16 protein-coding genes, 1 tRNA gene and 1 pseudogene are annotated in these 18,686 nt (G+C 71.4%); 10 read left to right on the top strand and 8 right to left on the bottom strand.

Annotation, left to right across the window (positions count from 1 at the left end; all coding sequences use genetic code 11):
- Position 1 precedes the first annotated feature (1 nt).
- Complete coding sequence (locus IH48_RS0119355; protein WP_030905793.1) at positions 2-367, bottom strand: hypothetical protein; 366 nt, start codon at positions 365-367, stop codon at positions 2-4.
- Between the two features lie 269 nt (positions 368-636).
- Between IH48_RS0119355 and IH48_RS0119350 the strand changes: the two genes are divergently transcribed.
- Positions 637-1,170: an NUDIX hydrolase gene (locus tag IH48_RS0119350; protein WP_030905790.1), complete on the top strand. Its 534-nt coding sequence runs from the start codon at positions 637-639 to the stop codon at positions 1,168-1,170.
- A 1-nt stretch (position 1,171) separates the two neighbouring features.
- On the opposite strand, the gene IH48_RS0119345 is transcribed toward IH48_RS0119350, so the two are convergent.
- Positions 1,172-2,494 (bottom strand): helix-turn-helix domain-containing protein, encoded by a 1,323-nt coding sequence (locus tag IH48_RS0119345; protein ID WP_030905787.1) that lies wholly within the window; start codon positions 2,492-2,494, stop codon positions 1,172-1,174.
- A gap of 323 nt (positions 2,495-2,817) precedes the next feature.
- On the opposite strand from IH48_RS0119345, the gene IH48_RS0119340 reads away from it, so the two are divergent.
- Together IH48_RS0119340 and IH48_RS36625 are read left to right on the top strand one after the other, a co-directional pair.
- Complete coding sequence (locus tag IH48_RS0119340) at positions 2,818-3,150, top strand: hypothetical protein (RefSeq protein ID WP_030905784.1); 333 nt, start codon at positions 2,818-2,820, stop codon at positions 3,148-3,150.
- A gap of 87 nt (positions 3,151-3,237) precedes the next feature.
- A complete protein-coding gene (locus IH48_RS36625; RefSeq protein ID WP_030905781.1) occupies positions 3,238-3,825 on the top strand; it encodes a hypothetical protein in 588 nt (195 codons plus the stop codon).
- Between the two features lie 127 nt (positions 3,826-3,952).
- Here the strand turns inward: IH48_RS36625 and IH48_RS0119330 are convergent, their stop codons facing one another.
- A complete protein-coding gene (locus tag IH48_RS0119330; protein WP_030905779.1) occupies positions 3,953-4,639 on the bottom strand; it encodes a hypothetical protein in 687 nt (228 codons plus the stop codon).
- A 522-nt stretch (positions 4,640-5,161) separates the two neighbouring features.
- Here IH48_RS0119330 and IH48_RS0119325 point away from each other — a divergent pair.
- Both IH48_RS0119325 and IH48_RS37390 read left to right on the top strand, forming a co-directional pair.
- Positions 5,162-5,686 carry a hypothetical protein gene (locus IH48_RS0119325; protein WP_030905776.1) on the top strand — a complete coding sequence of 175 codons (525 nt, stop codon included), beginning with the start codon at positions 5,162-5,164 and terminating at the stop codon, positions 5,684-5,686.
- Positions 5,686-5,811 (top strand): hypothetical protein, encoded by a 126-nt coding sequence (locus tag IH48_RS37390; RefSeq protein WP_267885318.1) that lies wholly within the window; start codon positions 5,686-5,688, stop codon positions 5,809-5,811. Before IH48_RS0119325 ends, IH48_RS37390 begins: the two co-directional genes overlap by 1 nt.
- 89 nt (positions 5,812-5,900) lie before the next feature.
- On the opposite strand, the gene IH48_RS0119315 is transcribed toward IH48_RS37390, so the two are convergent.
- From IH48_RS0119315 to IH48_RS0119305, 3 genes are all read right to left on the bottom strand, one after another.
- Positions 5,901-7,262 (bottom strand): MFS transporter, encoded by a 1,362-nt coding sequence (locus tag IH48_RS0119315; protein WP_030905773.1) that lies wholly within the window; start codon positions 7,260-7,262, stop codon positions 5,901-5,903.
- A 183-nt stretch (positions 7,263-7,445) separates the two neighbouring features.
- Positions 7,446-7,532, bottom strand: a tRNA-Ser gene (locus tag IH48_RS0119310).
- Between the two features lie 94 nt (positions 7,533-7,626).
- Complete coding sequence (locus IH48_RS0119305) at positions 7,627-8,055, bottom strand: carboxymuconolactone decarboxylase family protein (RefSeq protein ID WP_030905770.1); 429 nt, start codon at positions 8,053-8,055, stop codon at positions 7,627-7,629.
- Positions 8,056-8,462: 407 nt separating this feature from the next.
- Between IH48_RS0119305 and IH48_RS0119300 the strand changes: the two genes are divergently transcribed.
- Positions 8,463-10,115, top strand: a complete 1,653-nt coding sequence (locus IH48_RS0119300; RefSeq protein ID WP_030905767.1) for a cytochrome c biogenesis protein CcdA — start codon at positions 8,463-8,465, stop codon at positions 10,113-10,115.
- Positions 10,116-10,208: 93 nt separating this feature from the next.
- Here the strand turns inward: IH48_RS0119300 and IH48_RS0119295 are convergent, their stop codons facing one another.
- Entirely contained in the window at positions 10,209-11,960 is a 1,752-nt protein-coding gene (locus IH48_RS0119295; RefSeq protein WP_030905763.1) for a S1C family serine protease, read from the bottom strand.
- 240 nt (positions 11,961-12,200) lie between these two features.
- Between IH48_RS0119295 and IH48_RS0119290 the strand changes: the two genes are divergently transcribed.
- The 3 genes and pseudogenes from IH48_RS0119290 to IH48_RS0119280 all read left to right on the top strand — a co-directional run bounded on the left by IH48_RS0119290 (position 12,201) and on the right by IH48_RS0119280 (position 15,276).
- On the top strand, positions 12,201-13,022 hold the full coding sequence (locus IH48_RS0119290) for a glycerophosphodiester phosphodiesterase (protein ID WP_030905760.1): 822 nt from the start codon (positions 12,201-12,203) through the stop codon (positions 13,020-13,022).
- A 71-nt stretch (positions 13,023-13,093) separates the two neighbouring features.
- A pseudogene (locus tag IH48_RS0119285) lies at positions 13,094-13,605 on the top strand (ATP-binding protein); the annotation flags it as partial.
- Positions 13,606-14,325: 720 nt separating this feature from the next.
- Complete coding sequence (locus IH48_RS0119280) at positions 14,326-15,276, top strand: DUF5926 family protein (protein WP_030905753.1); 951 nt, start codon at positions 14,326-14,328, stop codon at positions 15,274-15,276.
- 483 nt (positions 15,277-15,759) lie between these two features.
- Here IH48_RS0119280 and IH48_RS0119275 read toward each other — a convergent pair whose 3' ends face one another.
- Positions 15,760-16,437, bottom strand: coding sequence for a bifunctional DNA primase/polymerase (locus IH48_RS0119275; RefSeq protein ID WP_030905750.1), 678 nt, complete (start codon positions 16,435-16,437; stop codon positions 15,760-15,762).
- A gap of 516 nt (positions 16,438-16,953) precedes the next feature.
- On the opposite strand from IH48_RS0119275, the gene IH48_RS0119270 reads away from it, so the two are divergent.
- On the top strand, positions 16,954-18,558 hold the full coding sequence (locus IH48_RS0119270) for a PP2C family protein-serine/threonine phosphatase (protein ID WP_078849883.1): 1,605 nt from the start codon (positions 16,954-16,956) through the stop codon (positions 18,556-18,558).
- The last annotated feature ends 128 nt before the right edge of the window (positions 18,559-18,686 follow it).

The following is an 18,686-nucleotide window of genomic DNA, read 5'->3' as shown; positions in this document are numbered from 1 at the left end:
ATCAGCTCAACGACTTCTCGATGGCCTCGAAGATGTCCGCGTCGGTCTCCTGCTGCCAAGACGGCAGGTCGGGCCAGTCGGCCACGTAGCCGGGCTTCGGATCCCCGAAGTGCTTGAACATCTGAGCGGTCCAGCACGTCGCGACGAAGCGGCTCTTCTGCTCGCGGGACAGTCGCGACGTTGTGCCGTGGCTGATCTCGACGAAGTGACGGACCTGCTCGTAAACGGAGCCGGCCGCCTCGCGCTCCCACTGCGGGGTGTCGTCCCACGGCGTGACGTAGCCGACCTTCGGCTCCCCCTGGAAGTGCTGACGGACCCCCGCGATCCAGGTCACCCGAAACAGTCGTGCACCCTCGGTCTGCGGCATACCCACCTCTCTCGTCGCGGCGTTCTCTGCATCCAACTCCGCCATGCGGCGCTCGCAGCTCAACGGCCCGAACTCGCCTCTCAGAGCTGGGAGTCTACGGGCGACATACCCGAGGCGGAGGCTCACGCGCAGGCAGACGCACGACCCGGCGGGTACTCCTGCGTGATCAAGTTCGGCACGTAGTACTCACATACGATCGCCAAGCACTTCCCGCCTACTCCCAAGCCGATCCCTGCGATCCTGGAAGCCGATCGAGAGGGGCGGCAGCGATGCAGTGGAAGATCCACGGGGAACGTCCGATCTACGAGAACAGCTGGGTGAACCTCTGGCTCACCGACGTCGAGACGCCGGACGGGAATCGCTGGGAGCACCACGTCGTCAAGCTACGGCACCTGGCCGTGGCCGCTGTTATCAACGAACGGCGCGAGGTCCTGATGATGTGGCGGCACCGCTTCATCACGAACGCGTGGGCGTGGGAGCTGCCCATGGGGCTGGTCGAGGAGGGGGAGACGCCGGCTGAGGCTGCTGCCCGAGAGGTGCTGGAGGAGACCGGTTGGCGGCCCGACCCGGTCGAGCCCCTGATCTACGCCGAGCCGGCCAACGGCATCACCGATTCCCAGCACCACATCTTCCGGGCCGATGGGGCGACGTACGTGGGTCCGCCGACCGAGAAGAACGAGTCGGACAGGATCGAGTGGATACCGCTGGCCGACGTGCGGGGCATGATCGACCGACGCGAGGTCGTCAGCAGCGGGTCCCTCGTCGGGCTGCTCTACCTGCTCATGGACGAGGCGATCCGCTGACTCAGCCGGGCAGTACGTCCCGAAGCTTGGCCTCGTACGCCACCACGGCCGGTTCCCGGCGGAACGGCTCCAACTGCGCGTGGAACTCCCGAAGGTGGCCGACGACTCGTTGCGAGCTGACGGCAGCCGCCGGAACCAGGGCGTCCATGGCCGTGTGACACGCTTCGTCGAGTTTGCCGCGCTGGAGTTGGGTCCGCGCGAGCCAGAAGGCGTGAAAGGCGCGGCCCCGGTGGTTCGTCCGCTCCTCTCGGCGGAGGGCTTCCGCGATGAGGGGCTCGGCAAGGGCGGCTTCGCCCAGGCGGCCGTGCGCGATGCCGGTGTCCACGATGAGCTTCGGCTCGTTGAAGTAAGCGACCCAGGCCGGGTCGGGATCGCCGGTACTGATCCGGCCGAAGTGGGTGTGAGCTTCAGAGATCGCGATGTGGGTCGCATCGTGGTCGACCAGCGTGGCGTGGGCGAAGGCCTCACGCATCGCGAGCATGGCCAGTACGCGCGGTGTCGTCCCCAGGAGCGCTCTGGCCTGGTCCTGTGCCGCGTTGACGAGTGCGAGGGCGTCGCCGGGCTTGTCCTGGTAGGTGGCCTGCAGGCTCATGCAGGCGAGGACGTTGGCCATGAACGTGTGGTCGCCGATGGCCTTGGCCAGGGCAAGGGATTCGGTGAAGTAGGCGCGCGCCTGGTTGTATTGGCGTGCGTCGAAGTAGGTCCAGCCGGTCAGCCTGGCCAACTCGGCCGCGATGCTGTGCAGGCCGTCCCGCAAGGGAGCGGGCTGCTGTTCCTTGAGGAGATCGACGACGTAGCGGAGCTGGCCGACGACCGCCGGCCGTAAGGACTCGCCACCGTGCTCGTCGTCCCGGCGCCAGTAGTCCGCGATCGATGAATGCAGTGCGTCCAACGTCGACGGGCTGAGATCCCGCTCGGCCGCGAGAGCGAGGATGCTGTCCACATCGGCTCCTGGCAGCGCGGCGGTCAGCGGCTCGTCCGGCGGGGTCGGTTCCTCGGTCGGTTCTCGGGGCGTGACCGTCAGACCGGCGGGCGCCTCCCAGGCGCGCCGGGCAAGGCCGAGCATGTGCCCGGGGATGTGCAGGCCGTCCGAGATCCGCTCGATCACGTCCATGTGCAACAACTGTCTTCGTCCGGCGATCACTTCGCCCACACGGCTCGGGGTGAGGTCGCAGCGGCGCGCGATCATCGACGGATAGATACCCGCTCGGGCTTTTAGCAGCTTGAAGATACGGCCGAAGTCTCTGGCCCGGCACGCCCCGATCATTGCTGGATCCGTGAGCAGGCCGACCGGGAGTTCCTTCGAGCGAGGTGGCTTGGGCATCGGAGACGCTCCGGAATGACGACTACGGATAGCTGACATTGGCGAACCAAGAGTGATATTACCCACGTTGGGTAATCCGCTTGGCCTTTCTGGCCGAGCCCGCGCATCGCGATGCTCCTGACCATGGCGAACGGACAGGACGACGTACGGATGACGCTACGGGTCTCCCAGGACTCCGGACGGACGTGGGGGCCTCTCACGGAGGTGCGCGTGGGGGCCGATCCACTGGTCCCGGACAACCCGGGCCGCTACCCACCGTGTGCCTGTCGCCGGTGCGTGCGGCGGCAGCGGTACTCGGTCGCGTCCATCCGGACGGTGTCGTGATGCGCTGCACGCACTGGCGCTCGGTGCCGTTGAACGTGGCGCGGGAAGCGCGGGAGAGGTCGGCAGCGGAGTGCGTCGACAGGGCCGTGCGGTGCCAGTTGCCCACGCACGGCGAGGACACCGAACACTTCGGCCTGATCGGTGACCTGGACGAGTACGGGACGGCGCTGTGGCTTCGCTGGCAGGGGAAGTCCGAGGTGGACCTGATCGTCCTGCCGGACTGCCAGATTTCTGCCCCCGGACCTGACGGCGAGGGCTGCTGCCTGTTCGTCGGCCACACCGAGCAACACACCTGGGAGGACGCCCCGGAGGAGGGCTCGTGCATGAGCTGACCGCGAGCTCTGCCCGGTGAAACCGAACCACCGACCTAAGTAGGACGACTCAGGATGGTCACCGCCGCCGTAGGCAATGATCGGTACATGACGGTGACCAGGACGATGAAGGTCCAGCGCGGGGCACTGCCGCTGGCGATGCTTGCCCTACTGACGGCAGGCTGCGGAACGCAGCGACCGGAGAGCGCCGGCGACGCGTACCGGAGCAGCCACCCCACACCGACCGGGATATCGACGCCGAGCACGCCGGCGAACTTCCCGTGCCCCGGGGAGACGGCCACGCCCACACCGACGACCTCGGCCAATTCGGTTTCGGCCGCGCCGGGCGACCATTACGCCGAGAACCATGGGTTCCGGATCCCCTTCCCCCTGTACGGGCAGAGCCGCTGCGACGGACTCGCGGCCGTCGGCCGTATCGAGAAGGCGCTCGAACCGCTGCGCAAGCGCGGCGACTTCGCCCCGGCAAGCACCCGCAGCGCGCTCACCGGCCTTGGTTACCCCGCCGACTCGGTGGAGTCGTATCAGAACGGTCCTACCGGGGTGAGCTTCCTTGTCGAGGTCAATGCCTCCCCGGTGTGCGTCGAGGGCACCATGAGCCGCGACGTCACGCAAGCGCACGCCTTCGGCGGCTACCCCGACCACTCCGGCTGCGACATCCCCAGTGGCGGCCACTGACCCGCGGTACTGAGTGCGCGCCCCGCTCCTCCGCCCTGCGGCCAGAGCCATCATGGGATCACTCATCGCCCGTTGGCCCTCTGCGGACCAAGCGCAGCCCCCGTCTTCACCTGCCGAGGGCCCCCGCTCACCGACCCTGCGTCTTCTGCGGCTTCGGCTGGATCGTTTGGGACCCGCTGGAGCCCATGTCGAAGTCGCCGATGTACCACTTGCCGTCGATACGGTCGGCCTTCGCCTTGGCCCTGAACGACTTGGTTTCCACGCCCTTTGAGCGGGACACCAGGATCGCCCGGAGCCGCTGCCCGTCGACCTTGATCTTCACGGAGGGAACGGTCACCGAATCGCCCTTCGGCTCGGGCGCGTCCACCTGCACCTGCGGCGTGCCCGAGCTGCCCTTCGGGCTGAAGGCCTCGCTCATGCTCGGCAGCCCGACCTCCAGTTGCTTCAGCGTGGCCTCGGTGCAGGTCTGGGCAGTGGCGGGCTTCGGGTCCGACTTGCTGCCCGGCGCCACGGACAGCCGGCAGACCTGCTTGGCGTCCTTGGCGATGACCGCACTGACCCAGGATGCGACTACGCCCGAGGCCGTGGACTGGCCGTCCGCCGGCGTTCCCGATTCGCCGCCGGCCCCGGAGTCGGAGCCGGAGCCGGACGAATCGGACGGGCTGCTCGACACACTCGCCGAGGCGGACGGGGACGCGGCGCCCGAGGCGCTGTCGGAATCCCCGCCGCAGGCGGCCATCAGCGGCGCCGCCGCCAGCAGCGCGCCCGCGGCCAGCAGCCCCGTGGCCCTCTTCCCCAACTCCGGTCCTGCCATGGCTGTCCACTCCTCACGCATGCCGACCACAGCTCTCGCGTCTGCGTCTGTCCCCCGCTACGACAGGCCCGAGGACCGAGCGGTTGCAGGAACCCCACCACACCCCGGCGGTCCGCACCGCACCCGGGACCGCTCCCCTCACACCGCCCCCAACCCCCTCCACGCCCCCGTCACCCGACCCACACCCCTAAGCCCCCGTGTGCGCACCCTGGCACCCCACAGCTCCCTCTGGTCATGGGACAGTTCCGCGCCGGTCGAACGCCGTGGTTCCCCCCGGATCCCCGCCCGTTGGGGCATGCACGCGGTACGGGGTCCGGTGGGGTCAACCACCCTCGGTGGTCAGCCAAGCTTCCGTGACGCAGGCTTCCTCCGTGTGCCGCCACTCCTGATCAGTTCCGCGCTGGAGGAGCACTTTGATCTCTGCGAGGTTCGCTTCCGAGGGAAACTGGTCCGGTCCCGGTCATTGTCACTGGCTGCCCCTACGCTTCCTCGCAATCACCGACAAGCGACGGAGAGGCTGCCGTGACCACCGAGGACAGGACCATGAAGCGCATCGAGGAAGCCATGGCACTGCAGCAGGCGGGCGACCTCGATGGTGCCCGGCAGCGGTTCACCGAGATCTGGGCGGAAATCGCCTCGGACGGCGACCCGTTCCACCGCTGCGTCCTCGCCCACTACATGGCCGATCTCCAGCAAAACCTACGGGACGAACTGGCCTGGGATCTGCGTGCCTTGGACGCCGCCGCATCGATCACCGACGACCGGGCCAAGCAGCATGACTCCTCCCTGGCCATCCGCGGGTTCCACCCGTCCCTGCACCTCAACCTCGCCGCGGACTTCCACAAACTCGAAGACATCGCGCAGGCCCGCGCGCACCTGGCCCAGGCCCAAGAGCACCTCGACGCGCTCAACGATGACGCCTACGGACACGGCATCCGATCGGCGATACAGCGGCTCGCCGGCAAACTCGCCGGGGAAGACCCCACGACGACGCCGCCTCCGACCCCGCCATCTGGTCGTCACGACCGGGCCGCCGGACGGGCGTAATGCCGGGTAGCTACGCGCAGGCTCGCGTGGCCGAGCCGGTGCGCGGCAGCGGCCATCAGGCCGTGGATGGCGAGGAGCCCGAATCGATCGGCCTCGGCCACCACATCCACGACCTGCTGCCATGACTCGGCGAAGAGCGAGTCCTGCAACCAGGTGTAAGCATCCGAACTGGGGCTGTCCTCACCGTTGCGCCCTCGGATGTTCGTCGCCGTGCTCAGGCCGGGCCGGTGTCCTGGAGAGTGTCGGCCCCGGAGCCCCGTTCCGGGTCGTGGCCGGGACGGTCCTCGACCAGAGTCCGGTGCCCGGAACGTAGCGCCACAGCCGCGTACGCCCCTCCGGCAATCACCAGAAGTCCAGCCGCCGTGAAGATCGTGTCGATCCGGCCGAGGTGCAGTCCTGCGGGGCTCGAGTGGAAGTCGCGCAGGGGGCCGCTGGCGAGCCAGCCGGCCAGTGATACGCCGACCAGCGCGCCGATCTGCTGGCATGGATTGCATACCGCGATGACCCGGCCGAGGTGTGAGCGAGGGACTTCTGCCAGGAGGATGGGGGTGAGGGCGGTGTTGACCGCCGCGAGCGGCAGGCCGACAACCGTCAACGTGATGAGCGCGAGGCCCAGCGAGCCAAGCCGTGAATACACGACGATACCGACCCCGGTCAGCAGCAGCCCCAGCGAGAAGACACGCCGCGCACCGATCCGGTCCGCCAGCCGGGTCGCCAGCAGCGCACCGGCTATCAGCCCGAAACCCATCGCCATCTCCAGCGTCCCGTACCAGCGCGAGGCCGCGTGGAGGTTGTCGGACACGAAGAACACGTTGAGAGAGTTGAGGGCATCGGCGCCAACGGTGACCAGGACGACCGTCGTGATCAGCACGGTGACCGTGCGGCTGGCGGCTACGAGCCGTAGGCCAGCGGTCAACTCCGCGGCAAAACCTGCGAACCCCCGCCCGGCTCCAGGGGCAGCGGCGGTCGCGGGCCGGGCAGGTGGACGCACGGCGCGTATGGCGGCGAAGGACGCCAAGAATGAGAGCGAATTGAGCAGTAGCGCCCACTGCACACCGATCGTGAACAACAGGGGCGCTGCCAGTGGCGGCCCGGCGATGCCGGCGATGGCCTGAGTGGCCTGACCGATACCGGCGGCCCTCGCCCTGTCCTGCGAACCGACCACGTCGCCGATGAGGGCGAACCGGGCCGGGTTGAAGAACTGGGCGGCGCACGTAGTGAGCAGCACCGTCGAGTACGCGGCCACGAGGAGACCGGTCTCCGGCACAGTCCCGACGGGCAGGAAGGCCAGCACCGTCAGCACCGCGACGAGCGCTGCCCGTGCAAGATCCGCCGCGAGCATGGTGCGCCGGCGATCCCATCGATCGACGAACACTCCGGCGAGCGGCCCGACGGTCAGCGTGCCCACGGCTACGACCGCTACGAGTGCCGAGACGCCTGCGGGGGCGTACGACGTGTTCTTCAGCAAGACCGTGCCGATCCAGAGCGACAACGTCGTGCTGAAGACGAAGTCGCCGGACTGCGACACCAACTGGCCCGCCCACAGCCTCCGGTAGTCGTGATTGATCAGCATCATCGCGACATTGTGTCGGGACGGGCCGCCCCGTGGGAATGGTGCAACAGGCGCGTTGCCCCGTGCCCCCGTGCACCCCCATCCGTGCCTGATGGAGAGGGAAAGCAGGAGCACAGCAATGCCGGACGGGTACAGGTCATGACGACGGCCCCCGACCGTCTTAGCTGGTCAGGGGCCGTTCACCTGCGGTGGGTGTGGGATTTGAACCCACGGAGACGTTGCCGCCTCGACGGTTTTCAAGACCGTTCCCTTAGGCCGCTCGGGCAACCCACCTTGCCCCGCGACTTGCCTGCAGTGGGGCAGGCACAGCTTAACGTGTGGTGCGTCCTCGTGGTGGTGGCCTTCGGCCGCGTGCGCGGTCCTGGCGTCACGTGATGGGGTGGGTGCCTCGCGTTGCGAAGACCTTCTTGGCCACCGCCGTGGCGTTCAGGGCCCTGGGCATGCCGCAGTAGACCGACGCGTGGAGCAGGGCCTCGACCACTTCGTCCGGGGTCAGGCCGACGTTGAGGGCCGCGTTGATGTGCACCTCCAGTTGCGGTTCGCAGCCGCCGAGGGCCGTCAGCATGCCTAGCGTCACCAACTGGCGGTCGCGTGGGGCCAGGCCCGGGCGGCTGTAGATGTCGCCGAACGCCCAGGCGACCACCTGGTGGCCGAGTTCCGGGGAGACATCGGCCAGGGAGTCGACGACCTTGCGGCCCACCTCGCCGTCGACGCTGTCCAGCACCTCCATGCCGCGCTCGAAGCGGTCCTCGCGGGTCTCGGCGGTCGTGGCGCGGGCGGGGGTTTCGTCGCTCATGCTCGTCCTTCGTTGTCGCGGCAGGGGCTGCCCGAGAACGTAGGACCTGGAGTGCACTCCAGGTCAAGCTCTTCACGGCGCGCGGGGCGATCGTCCGTTTTATGGCGGTTCTGGTGATGCCGGGCGGGGGCTGGGGGCCAGGGGGCGGGGAAGGGCGTTGGTGAGTGCGTCGGCCAGTCCGTCGAGGGAGTGTCCAGGGCTGCCGGTGACGCCGCACAGAGTGCTTCCGGGGCCGTTCGGGGCGGCGGCCGGGGATGACCCGGCGTCCGGCGGAACGGGTCTCGGCGGTATCGGCGTGAGGACGACGGCCAGGGCTGAGTCCTGCGGGTCCTTACCGTTTGGTGAAACATGGCCGTACGGGCAGCCTGGCGGTCCCGGGACGCCGCGCGCCGAACTAGCGTGAGTCCGTGCTCACTTTGGTACTCATCGGACTTGTCGGCGGATTCGTCACCGGGATCTCCCCCTGCGTCCTTCCCGTGCTGCCCGTCGTCTTCATGACGGGTGGCGTGCGGCGGCGGCCGTATCTCGTCGTCGCCGGGCTCGCGGTCAGCTTCAGCGTGTTCACGCTGCTCGGGACGCTCGTCGTCAGCGCCCTGCCCGTGCCGCAGGACATCATCCGGTGGGCCGGGCTCGTGGTGCTCGTGGTGCTCGGCGTCGCCATGATGTTCCCCCGCGTGCAGGACCTGCTGGAGCGGCCCTTCGCGCGGATCGGGCAGCGGCGGGTGAGGGGCGAGCGCGGCGACTTCGTGCTGGGGCTCGCGCTCGGCGCTGTCTACGTGCCATGCGCGGGGCCCGTGCTCGCCGCGATCACCGTCGCCGGCGCCACGCACCGCGTCGGGGCCGGGACCGTCGCCCTGACGCTGGCGTTCGCCGTCGGCACCGCGGCGCCGCTGCTGTTCTTCGCGCTCGCGGGCCGCGGCGTCGCCGAGCGGGTCAAGGTGTTCCGCGAGCGGCAGCGCCGGGTGCGGTTCGTGGCGGGCCTCGTCGTGATCGGGCTGGCCGTGGCGCTCACCTTCAACGTCACCGACGCGCTCCAGCGGGCCGTGCCCGACTACACGGGCCGACTCAACCAGGCGCTCGACAAGTCGGGTGCCGTCGGCGCGCTGGGGCAGGAGCAGGCCGCCGGGCTGCAGCACTGCGCGATGCTGCCGTCCCCCGACCTCGCGGACTGCGGCAAGGCGCCCGCGATCTCCGGCATCCAGCAGTGGTTCAACACCCCCGGCGGCAAGCCCCTGCCCGCGAGCGCGCTCAAGGGCAAGGTCGTGCTCGTCGACTTCTGGGCGTACTCGTGCATCAACTGCCAGCGGGCGATCCCGCACCTCAACGCCTGGTACCAGGAGTATGAGAAGGACGGGCTCGTCGTCGTGGGTGTCCACGCGCCCGAGTACGCCTTCGAGCACGTGCCGGCCAACGTCCGCGCCGGGGCGAAGCGGCTGCACATGCGCTATCCCATCGCGCTCGACAACAAGTTCACCACCTGGAACAGCTTCGGCAACGACTCCTGGCCCGCCGAGTACCTGATCGACGCCAAGGGCGAGGTGCGCCATGTGGCGGTCGGCGAGGGCGAGTACGACACGAGCGAGCGGCTGATCCGGCAGCTGCTGACGGCCGCGCACCCGGGTGTGCACCTGCCGCCCGCCACGCACGTAGCGGACACGACGCCGACCGACCAGGACTTGACGCCCGAGACGTACCTCGGCTCCGAGCGTGCGGGGTCCTTCGTGGACGGGCGGCTCTCCGAGGGCGTGCGCCGGTTCACGGCACCGTCGTCCGTGCCGGGCAACGCGTTCGCGCTTGACGGCACCTGGTCCGTCGGCAAGGAGTCCCTGACGGCGAAGAAGGACGCGGCGATCAAGCTCGCGTTCTCGGCGGACGACGTCTATCTCGACGTCAGCGGTACGGGGACGATCACCACCACGCTCGACGGCAGGACCACGACGCAGACGGTGTCGGGGGCGCCGGACATCTACACCGTCGTGCACGGGGACAGCCCGACGAGCGGGACTCTCGAAGTGAAGCTGTCGCCGGGGCTGAGCGCGTATTCGTTCACCTTCGGGTGAGGGGTCGCCGGGCGCCTGCGGCGGAACTGCCCCGGCGCTCAACACGCGGGCCCCGCGCCCCCGGTGGGGACGCGGGGCCCGGGGCCGTCCTCGTCAGTTGTTGCTGTCGCCCTTGCGGGAGCCCAGCGTCACCTGCACCGTGTGGCTCTGGCCGTCGCGCTGGTACGTCAGCTTGACCTGGTCGCCCGGCTTGTGCGTCCAGATCTCGCTGATCAGCGTGGGGCCGCTGTCGATCGCGGTGCCGTCGAACTTCGTGATCACGTCGCCCGACCGCAGGCCCGCCTTCGCGGCGGGGCCGCCCGGTGTGACCGCCTGGCTGCCGCCGACGCCCTGGGAGGCGATGACCGCGCCGTTGCCGCCCTGGTCGCCCTGCTGCTGGCCGGAGTCCATGGTGACCGTGGCGCCGATGATCGGGTAGACCGGCTGGCCCGTCTTGATCAGCTGCTGGGCGACGCCGGCCGCCTGGTTGATCGGGATCGCGAAGCCGAGGCCCACCGAGCCCGGCTGGCTGCTGCTGCCGCCGAGGCCGCCGCCACCGCCACCGCCGCCCGGCTGGATCGCCGAGTTGATGCCGATGACCGCGCCGCGCGCGTCGAGCAGCGGGCCGCCGGAGTTGCCGGGGTTGATGGACGCGTCGGTTTGCAGCGCGCTCATGTACGAGGTGCTGTTGCCGCTCTCGTCACCCGAGACGACCGGCCGGTGCTCGGCGCTGATGATGCCGGTGGTGACCGTGTTGGACAGGCCGAAGGGCGCGCCGATCGCGATCGTCGCATCGCCGACCTGGACCTTGTCGGAGTTGCCGAGCGGCAGCGGCTTGAGGCCCGAGGGCGCGTTCACCAGCTTGATGACGGCGACGTCGTAGCCCTGGGCCCGGCCGACGACCTTCGCCGTGTACTTCTTGCCGTTCGAGAACGTGGCGGTCAGCTTGCCGCCACTCGCCGCGTCCGCGACCACGTGGTTGTTCGTGAGGATGTGGCCCTGCTTGTCGAAGATGAAGCCGGTGCCCGTGTCGCCGCTGCCGTTGCCGTTCGTCGCGTCGATGGTGACGACGCTCGGGAGCGAGTTGTGGGCGACCGCGGCCACCGAGCCGGCTGCCGCCTTGCCCTTGGGCAGGTCGGCCGCGGCGACCGTCGTCGAGCCGACGCCGCCGTCGTCGCTGCTCGACGCGGCCCAGTAGCCGATGCCGCCGCCGATGCCGCCCGCGACGAGCGCGCCGACGATGACCGCGGCGATCAGGCCGCCCCTGATGCGGCCGCCGCGCTGCGGGGGCTGGGGCTCGGGCGCGCCCCAGACGGGGCCGCCGCCGTGGTCGCCGGGCCCTTCGGGGCCGCCGAAGCCGCCGCTGCCCCCGTAGCCCTGGCCGCCGGGGGCCCCGTAAGCGGGGTAGGCGGGCGGGGCGGGCGGGGGCCAGCCGCCGGCCGGGGGCTGGTTCGGTGGGGGCGGGGTGGCGCCGCCCGACGCCTGCCCGTAGGCGCCGTAGGGCGCCTGCTCGTGCGACGCGGATGTGGGCGGCTCGTTCTTCGCGTACGGGCCGGGGGCCGGGGCCGGGGCCGCGGGCGCCGGCGAGGGCGCAGGGGAGGCCGGGGCCGCCGCGGGGGAGTCGCCTCCCTCGGCGGGAGTGGCTGCCCGGTCCGCGGGAGCCCCGGATGCGTCCGCGGGGGAACCGGAGGGGGAAGAAGGGGACGAGGACGAGACGTCCGGTGAGTTCGTGCGGGGGATCTCCGCCGTCGGAGTGGCCTCGCGAGCGGCGGCGCCGTCAGGAGCGGCGTCCGGCCCCGGAGGTACGGACTGGGTGGCGGGGCGTTCCGTGCCCTCGCCCGCAGTGCCCTCGTTCTCGGTGCTCACAGCTCTTTACTCCTCGGTTCCACGTTCCGCGTCTGTCGTCGGCAGGCGTCCCGCTGCAAACGTCCCGCTGTGCAAGTGTCGGGGTTAACCCTTACCCACGGCACGTCGGGCCACTGTAAGCAGGACCTGTGCGTCTTTTGGCCATCTTTTACTTCGGACAAAGAGGACGCACTTCGAGCCGACCGGCCGGTGGGTCCGCCCGTACGGCCTCTTGCCCCGTCACGGTGGGACCATGACGCGGTGAGCCAAACCCGCCAGCACAGCATTCAGGTCGTCGCCCACCGGGGAGCCTCGGAGGACGCGCCGGAGCACACCCTCGCCGCGTACATGAAGGCCATCGAGGACGGCGCGGACGCCCTGGAGTGCGACGTACGGCTCACGGCCGACGGTCATCTCGTATGCGTGCACGACCGCCGGGTGAACCGTACATCCAACGGCCGCGGCGCGGTGTCCGCACTGGAACTCTCGGACCTCTCCGCCCTCGACTTCGGCACGTGGAAGAAGAGCCCCGCGTACGCGACGAGCGAGGAGAGCCCGGAGTACCGCGACCCCGGCCACACGTCGGTGCTGACGCTCGAACGCCTGCTTGAGCTGGTCGCGGACGCGGGCAGGCCGGTGCAGCTCGCGGTGGAGACCAAGCACCCGACCCGCTGGGCGGGCCAGGTGGAGGCGCGGCTGCTCGAGACGCTCGGACGGTTCGGGCTCGCGCAGCCCGCGCCGGGGGAGTCCACCGTGCGGATCATGTCGTTCTCGGCGCGCTCGCTGCACCGCGTCGCGCGTGCGTCGCCGCAGCTGCCGACCGTCTACCTGATGCAGTACATCTCGCCGCGGCTGCGGGACGGGCGCCTGCCCGCGGGCGCGCGGATCGCGGGGCCCGGGATGCGGATCGTGCGCAGCCATCCCGGCTACATCGCCCGGCTGCACCGCGCCGGGCACCGCGTCCACGTGTGGACGGTGAACGAGCCGGAGGACGTGGAGCTGTGCGTGCGGCTCGGGGTCGAGGCGATCATCACGAACCGGCCGAAACAGGTCCTGCGGCAATTGGGACGAATCGCCTCGTAACGGGTTAAAAACCGCAGGTCGTACGTGGTGGCTTGGCGGATTGTGCCCCGGCGCGTTCGCTCCGTGTCCGAATGTCACGAGTGCGTCAAAGGCTGCCCGGTGGCCGGTTTCCGGCCCAGACGGTCGGGGCATCCAACCCGTGGCGTGGGCGAAGGGAGGTCTCGGGATGGCGGTCACAGGGGTGCAGGAAGTACCGGCGTCGTCGGGCGTCGCGGTGTCCCACGGCCCATCGGGCGTGGGCGAGGCGCGGCACCGCATGCGCGAGCAGCTGAGCGGCAGCGGCGTTTCGGACACGGTCGTGGAGGATGCCGAGCTGATCCTCTCCGAGCTGCTGAGCAACGCCTGCCGGCACGGCAGGCCGCTGCGGCGGTCGGAGCGCGGCGACGGCGGCATAAGAGCCGCGTGGCGGGTCGATACGGCGGGGGGCCTGACGGTCGAGGTGACGGACGGCGGTGGTCCCACGCGCCCTGTCCCGGCACGGCCCTCGGTGACGGCACGCGGCGGCCGGGGGCTCACCATCATCACCGCGCTCGCGAAGGACTGGGGGGTCCGCGACAGCGCCTCGGGCGAAGTGACGGTCTGGGCCCGCCTCACGGCCCCGGACGCGCGCATCTGACCCACGGGCCGCACTGCCCCACGGGCCGCACTGCCTCACGGGCCGCATCTGACCCACGGGCCGCACTGGCCGCACAGGGGCGTACCGGGCTACGGGCCGCGTCCGCCCTCCTCCCCGTCCCACCGCCCCGGGCGACCCGCCGTCCCTCGCTCCCCGCCGCGAAGACGGCGAGGCCACCCGAGACTCCCGGCCGGAGGCCGACCAACCGGTCCGTTGTGCACCGTCGCACCGGCCGCGTCGCACCCGCCCGCCCGCGGCCGACCTGCGGATGCGGTGCACGGCCACCCGCCACGTCGGCAACTGACCGGCCCCGCCGGGGCCCGTCGCCCGTCGGCGGCCCACCGCCCGGCCGCCGCCGGGGTGACCACCGCACGCCGCGTCGCCCCGGACCGCGCGCACAGGATGACCCGGGCGCCTCGCACCCCATCGCCGTCGCACCCCATCGCCGTCGCACGCCGCCCGCCATCAGCAGGTCGCCCGGCGCAGCCCCGTCGCCCCGGCCGCCCGGGCGGCCCGGACCCGATCCCCCACCCGGGGCAGGCCCCCGCGTGAGCGCCGCGTCGCGGCACCCCACCCCCGCCCCCGCACAGCCCGTACAGCCCGCGCGGCCCGCTCCCCGGTGCGCCCGCAGCGGCTAGGCTCACCGTCTGCATTCGCACCGCCGCAGCGACCGGGAGACACCCCACCATGGCCAAGAAGCAGAAGAAGGCGCAGCTCACGGACGGACCCGTTCCGGTGGTTGGGCCCCGTGAGCCCTGCCCCTGCGGTTCCGGGCGGCGTTACAAGGCGTGCCACGGGCGCGCGGCCTCGCACGCGGCGACCGAGCTGGTGCATCGCCCGTTCGAGGGGCTTGCGGGGGAGCCGCACTGGGTCGCCATGCGCGAGCTGGTGCCGGCGGCGACCGCCGCGCTGGCGCTGAAGGGCGGACTGCCCGCGGACGTGCCGTCCGTGACGCTCGCGACGGTGCTGCCGATGGCGTGGCCCGCGCTGCGGCGCGACGACGGCTCCGTGCTGCTCGCGCTGCAGAACGACACGGCGTCCGGCGACCTCAGCCGCGACCTCGCCGACACCCTGAAGCGGGCGCTGACCGCGGAGCCGGGCAACCCGGTCGCGGCCAGGCGCGTGGAGGGCGACGGGCCCAGGCTGCAGGACCTGCTCGACCTGGAGGCCGACTTCACGCCGGCCGTCCACCAGGGCTTCGAGTTCTGGGTGCCGGACGCCGAGAACGCGACGCCCGAGGTCGCGGCGTCCCTTGAGCGGGCGAACGAGGCGGCGATCCCCACCGTCCTGCTGTCCGGCTCCGAGGCCGCGTACTGGTGCGAGACGCCGGAGAAGAACCACCTGCGCTGGGTCATGCCGCACGCCGAGGAGAAGCTGCTCGACGCGCTCGCCAGGCTGCACGCGGCCGGGACGTCGTCGCTGGGCGAGGGGACGCGGCTCGTCGGGTCCTTCCGGGCGCACGGACTGACCGTGCCGGTGTGGGACCTGCCGGCCGGGATGGGGGCGCAGGAGTGCGAGAAGCCCGCGGCCGCGTTCGCGGAGCGGCTGGCCGGGGCGCTGGCGGCCGACGCGCCGCTCACGGGTGAGGAGCGGCGGGCGCGCGGCGGCCTGACGAACCGCCAGGTGACGCTGAGCTGACGCTGAGCGACGAAGGGGGCCGCTCCGGCGCCGTCGCGCGTGATCCGCATCACACGCCACGCGTCCGGCGCCTACGTCCCACGTAATAAGACGGCCCGATTTCTCTGATCGAATTTGCTAACGGCCGATCTCTTGTTACCGTTCTAGAAGCCCGGTCGCTGGTGCATCCCCCGTCGCCAGCGACCGGGCCTTTGCGTTCAGGCGCGGGCCCGCCATTGCTCCGGTTTACCCGCGTTCACCTGCTTTTACCTGCGGTTTCCCGGGCGGTTGACTGTGTGCCCGCTGTGCGGGCCCCGGGACGCCAACTCCCCGCACACGGCGCTGACCTGGGCCGGGTCGGCGGCCGTCCGCCCACCGCCCGCCTGTCACACGCCGTCGCGCGCGCCGGACGCCCGGGTGCCGCCCGCGCGGATTTCGGGGAATTCCCGCAGACGCGGCCATCGGCACGGGCGGCCCGTGCAATTGCATTTTGTTCAGTACATCTCAGTAGGCGAGTCTGCTGCCGCCGTCGGGGGCGCTCGTACTCGCCTCCACCAACGCGTCCACGACGGCCTCCACGTCCGGCAGCCAGGGCGCCGAGGAGCCCGGCAGCGGGCCGCGTTCCCAGCGCGCCTGACCGCCCACGGCCTCCGAGGGCGGTAGCACCAGGTAACCGCCCTCCCCGTGGAAGCGCAGCGAACTGGGCACCCACGCCTTCTCGTAGAGGAGGTCGCCGAGGCGTTCGAGGCCGTACGGGGCGACGAGGACCGACCAGCGGGTCGGCGTCGCCACGACGGGGCCGAGCCGCATGCCCGCCTCGTCGAGCGCGGCGAGCGCCCGCGGGCCCGCGACGGCGGGGAGGCTGACCGCGCAGGGCGCGCTGCCGCCCGTGGCCAGCAGGACGGGCGCGGTCGGGCGCTTGGACCACCACCACCGGATCATGCGCTCGTCGGTGGTCGCCGCGAGCAGGCCCGGGTCGAAGGGGTGCGCGCCCGGCACCGCGCATTCGAGGTCGGGGCAGGAGCAGCCCGTGCCGCGGGTCCCGCGGCCGGCGGGCCTGAGGGCCGCGCCGGGCAGCACCGGCCATCTCCACGCGGAGCAGGTGAGCGCGGCATCGACCGGGGCAGGCATCCCCTTGCGCCTGAGCCGGAGCCTGCGCCGCCTTCCGAGGATCTCGCGCATGAGCGCTCGTTCCTTTCCGTTGAACGCCGAGTCCACATGACACTGACTGGCGCCGTGCGCGTGTGCCGCTCCGCCGTCCACATGCGTGCGTGGACGTGCCGGTGATTTCGGGGCTCCGCCGCCCCCGCGGGGACACGCCCCGCGTCAGGGAAGGGAACGGACCCGGACATCCGGCGAACTGTGGCGCGCGCAAGGCGCTTGCTGCTGTCCCGCTGTGCTGTGCGTGCGTTCTCGCCACTCCGAGGGGACAGGTGGCGTACCGGCCCCGGCTGTCAGGACGCCGGGCTGCCGCCGCGAGGTTCCGCGGAGCCCCAACTGCCCCTGTCCGTCACCATTTACGTACCCATCGCGTACGGAATGACGCTCGGGAGAACGCCTCCCCGGGGCCGTCTGCTTCCCCCAGGTCCCGGAAAGAACCCTTCTCGAGCGAGTTCAGTCGACCGCAAAACCTGCCGCAGGGGCTGTTTTTCGGTCAACTTCGAGAGTATGCCAGACATCCACAGTGCCACGGGCATCATGCTGGACATTGCCCGAGTTGTGCGTGTACATGTGGGTACATTGATGGCCGCGCAGAATGACATGGGGGTTTGCGATGCTATTGAGCGAAACGCGCCGCCCGGAAGGTCGGCTGCCATGAGCGCTCCACACATGCCGAAAGTGGCTGGAATCAATTCCGTCGTCCCCGCCCCCGCTCACGCTACCCCTCCGCTCGACGACCTCCAGGCGCCCCCGGTCGTCCTCATCCAGGACCGGCTCGCCGGCTGGGTGTCCGACCTCACCACGCTGCACGAGCTGACCGAGCGCCTGGCGCGCACGGACCACCTCGACGCGGCACTCCCCGAACTGCTGCGCGCGGGCGCCGCCCTCGTGGGTGCGCGCCGCGGCCTCGTCGTCCTCGACCCCGCCGACGGTCTTGGACCGCGCACCACCGTCGGCCTCGGCCTGTCCCGGTCCGACCTCGGCCATCTGGAGACCGTGCCGCGCTCCGCCACCGGGTACGGCGCGCTGCTCGATGACGCGGGGCGGGCGGCGCCGGGCGCACGCCCCGAGGCGATCGCGTGCCCCGACCTGTTCGCCGGGCCCGCGTCCGGCGCCCCGGCCGGCCCCGTGTCCGGCCAGGCTTCCGGCGCCGCGGCCCGCTCCCGGCTGCGCGACGTCGCCACGCGGCTCGGCTTCGCCGCCACGTACGCGGTGCCGCTGGTGGCCGACCCCGAGACCAACACGGCGGGCGAACCGGCCGGCGAGCGGCCGCCGCGGCTCGGTGCCGTGATGTGGCTGTACGACGAGCCGGCCGAGCCCGACGAGCGCGCACGCCACCTCGCCGGCCTCTACTCCCGGTACGCGGGCGAGCACCTGGCCCGCCTCGTGGAGCTGGAGCGCGCACGCGCGCGCCTGGCCGCCGTCGCCGACGAGCTGCTGCCGTCGCGCCTGCCGTCCGTGCCCGGCGTGCGGATGGCGGTGTGCCACCGCACCGGACCGCTGGGCGGAGGGGACTTCTACGACGCGCTGCCGCTGCCCGAGGGCGCGCTCGGCCTCGCCGTCGGCTCCGTCAGCGGGTCGGGGCCCGCGGCCGTCGCGGCGATGGGCAGGCTGCGCGCCTCGCTGCGCGCGTACGCGGTGATGGAGGGCGAGGACCCGGTCGCCGTCCTGTCCGACCTGGAGATGCTGCTCACGCTCACCGAGCCGGCGCGGACGGCCACCGCGCTGTTCGCGTTCGCGGAGCCCGCCACGCGCCGCGTCGTCCTCGCGGGCGCGGGGCACGCGCCACCGCTGCTGGTCGGCGACCGCAGGTGCGAGTACGTCGAGACGACGCTCTCGGCCCCGCTGGGGATGCTCAGCTGCTGGGAGGCGCCGAGCGTGGAGCTGGCGCCCGCGCCGGGCGAAACGGTGCTGCTGTACACCGACGGGCTGCTGCGGCGCACGGGCGACCCGATGGACCGCGCGTACGCGCGGCTGCACGCGGCGGCCGCCAGCGTGCCCGCCGCCGTACGGGACGACCCGGCGGCCGTCGCCGAGCACGTCGTGCGCACGGTGCTGGCCGACGCCGGCGTGGCGCACGAGCCCGCGGGTGCGGGCCCCGGCACGGAGGACATCGTGCTGCTGGCCGTCCGCTTCGAGTGACCGCCCCCGGTCGACCGTCCCGGTCACCGACATTGCTCACAGGGCCGGACGGTTCTGTACACATGTGCGCTTCCTTACGATGGAAGCGAAACGACCGGTGTCGCACCCGAGAGCCGGTGGTCGCAGCG

The organism is Streptomyces sp. NRRL F-5126 (genome assembly GCF_000721265.1).
In the GTDB taxonomy this organism is placed as follows: domain Bacteria; phylum Actinomycetota; class Actinomycetes; order Streptomycetales; family Streptomycetaceae; genus Streptomyces.
The sequence above is the reverse complement of the archived record's forward strand: the minus strand, read 5'-3'. Positions and strand labels throughout refer to the sequence as shown.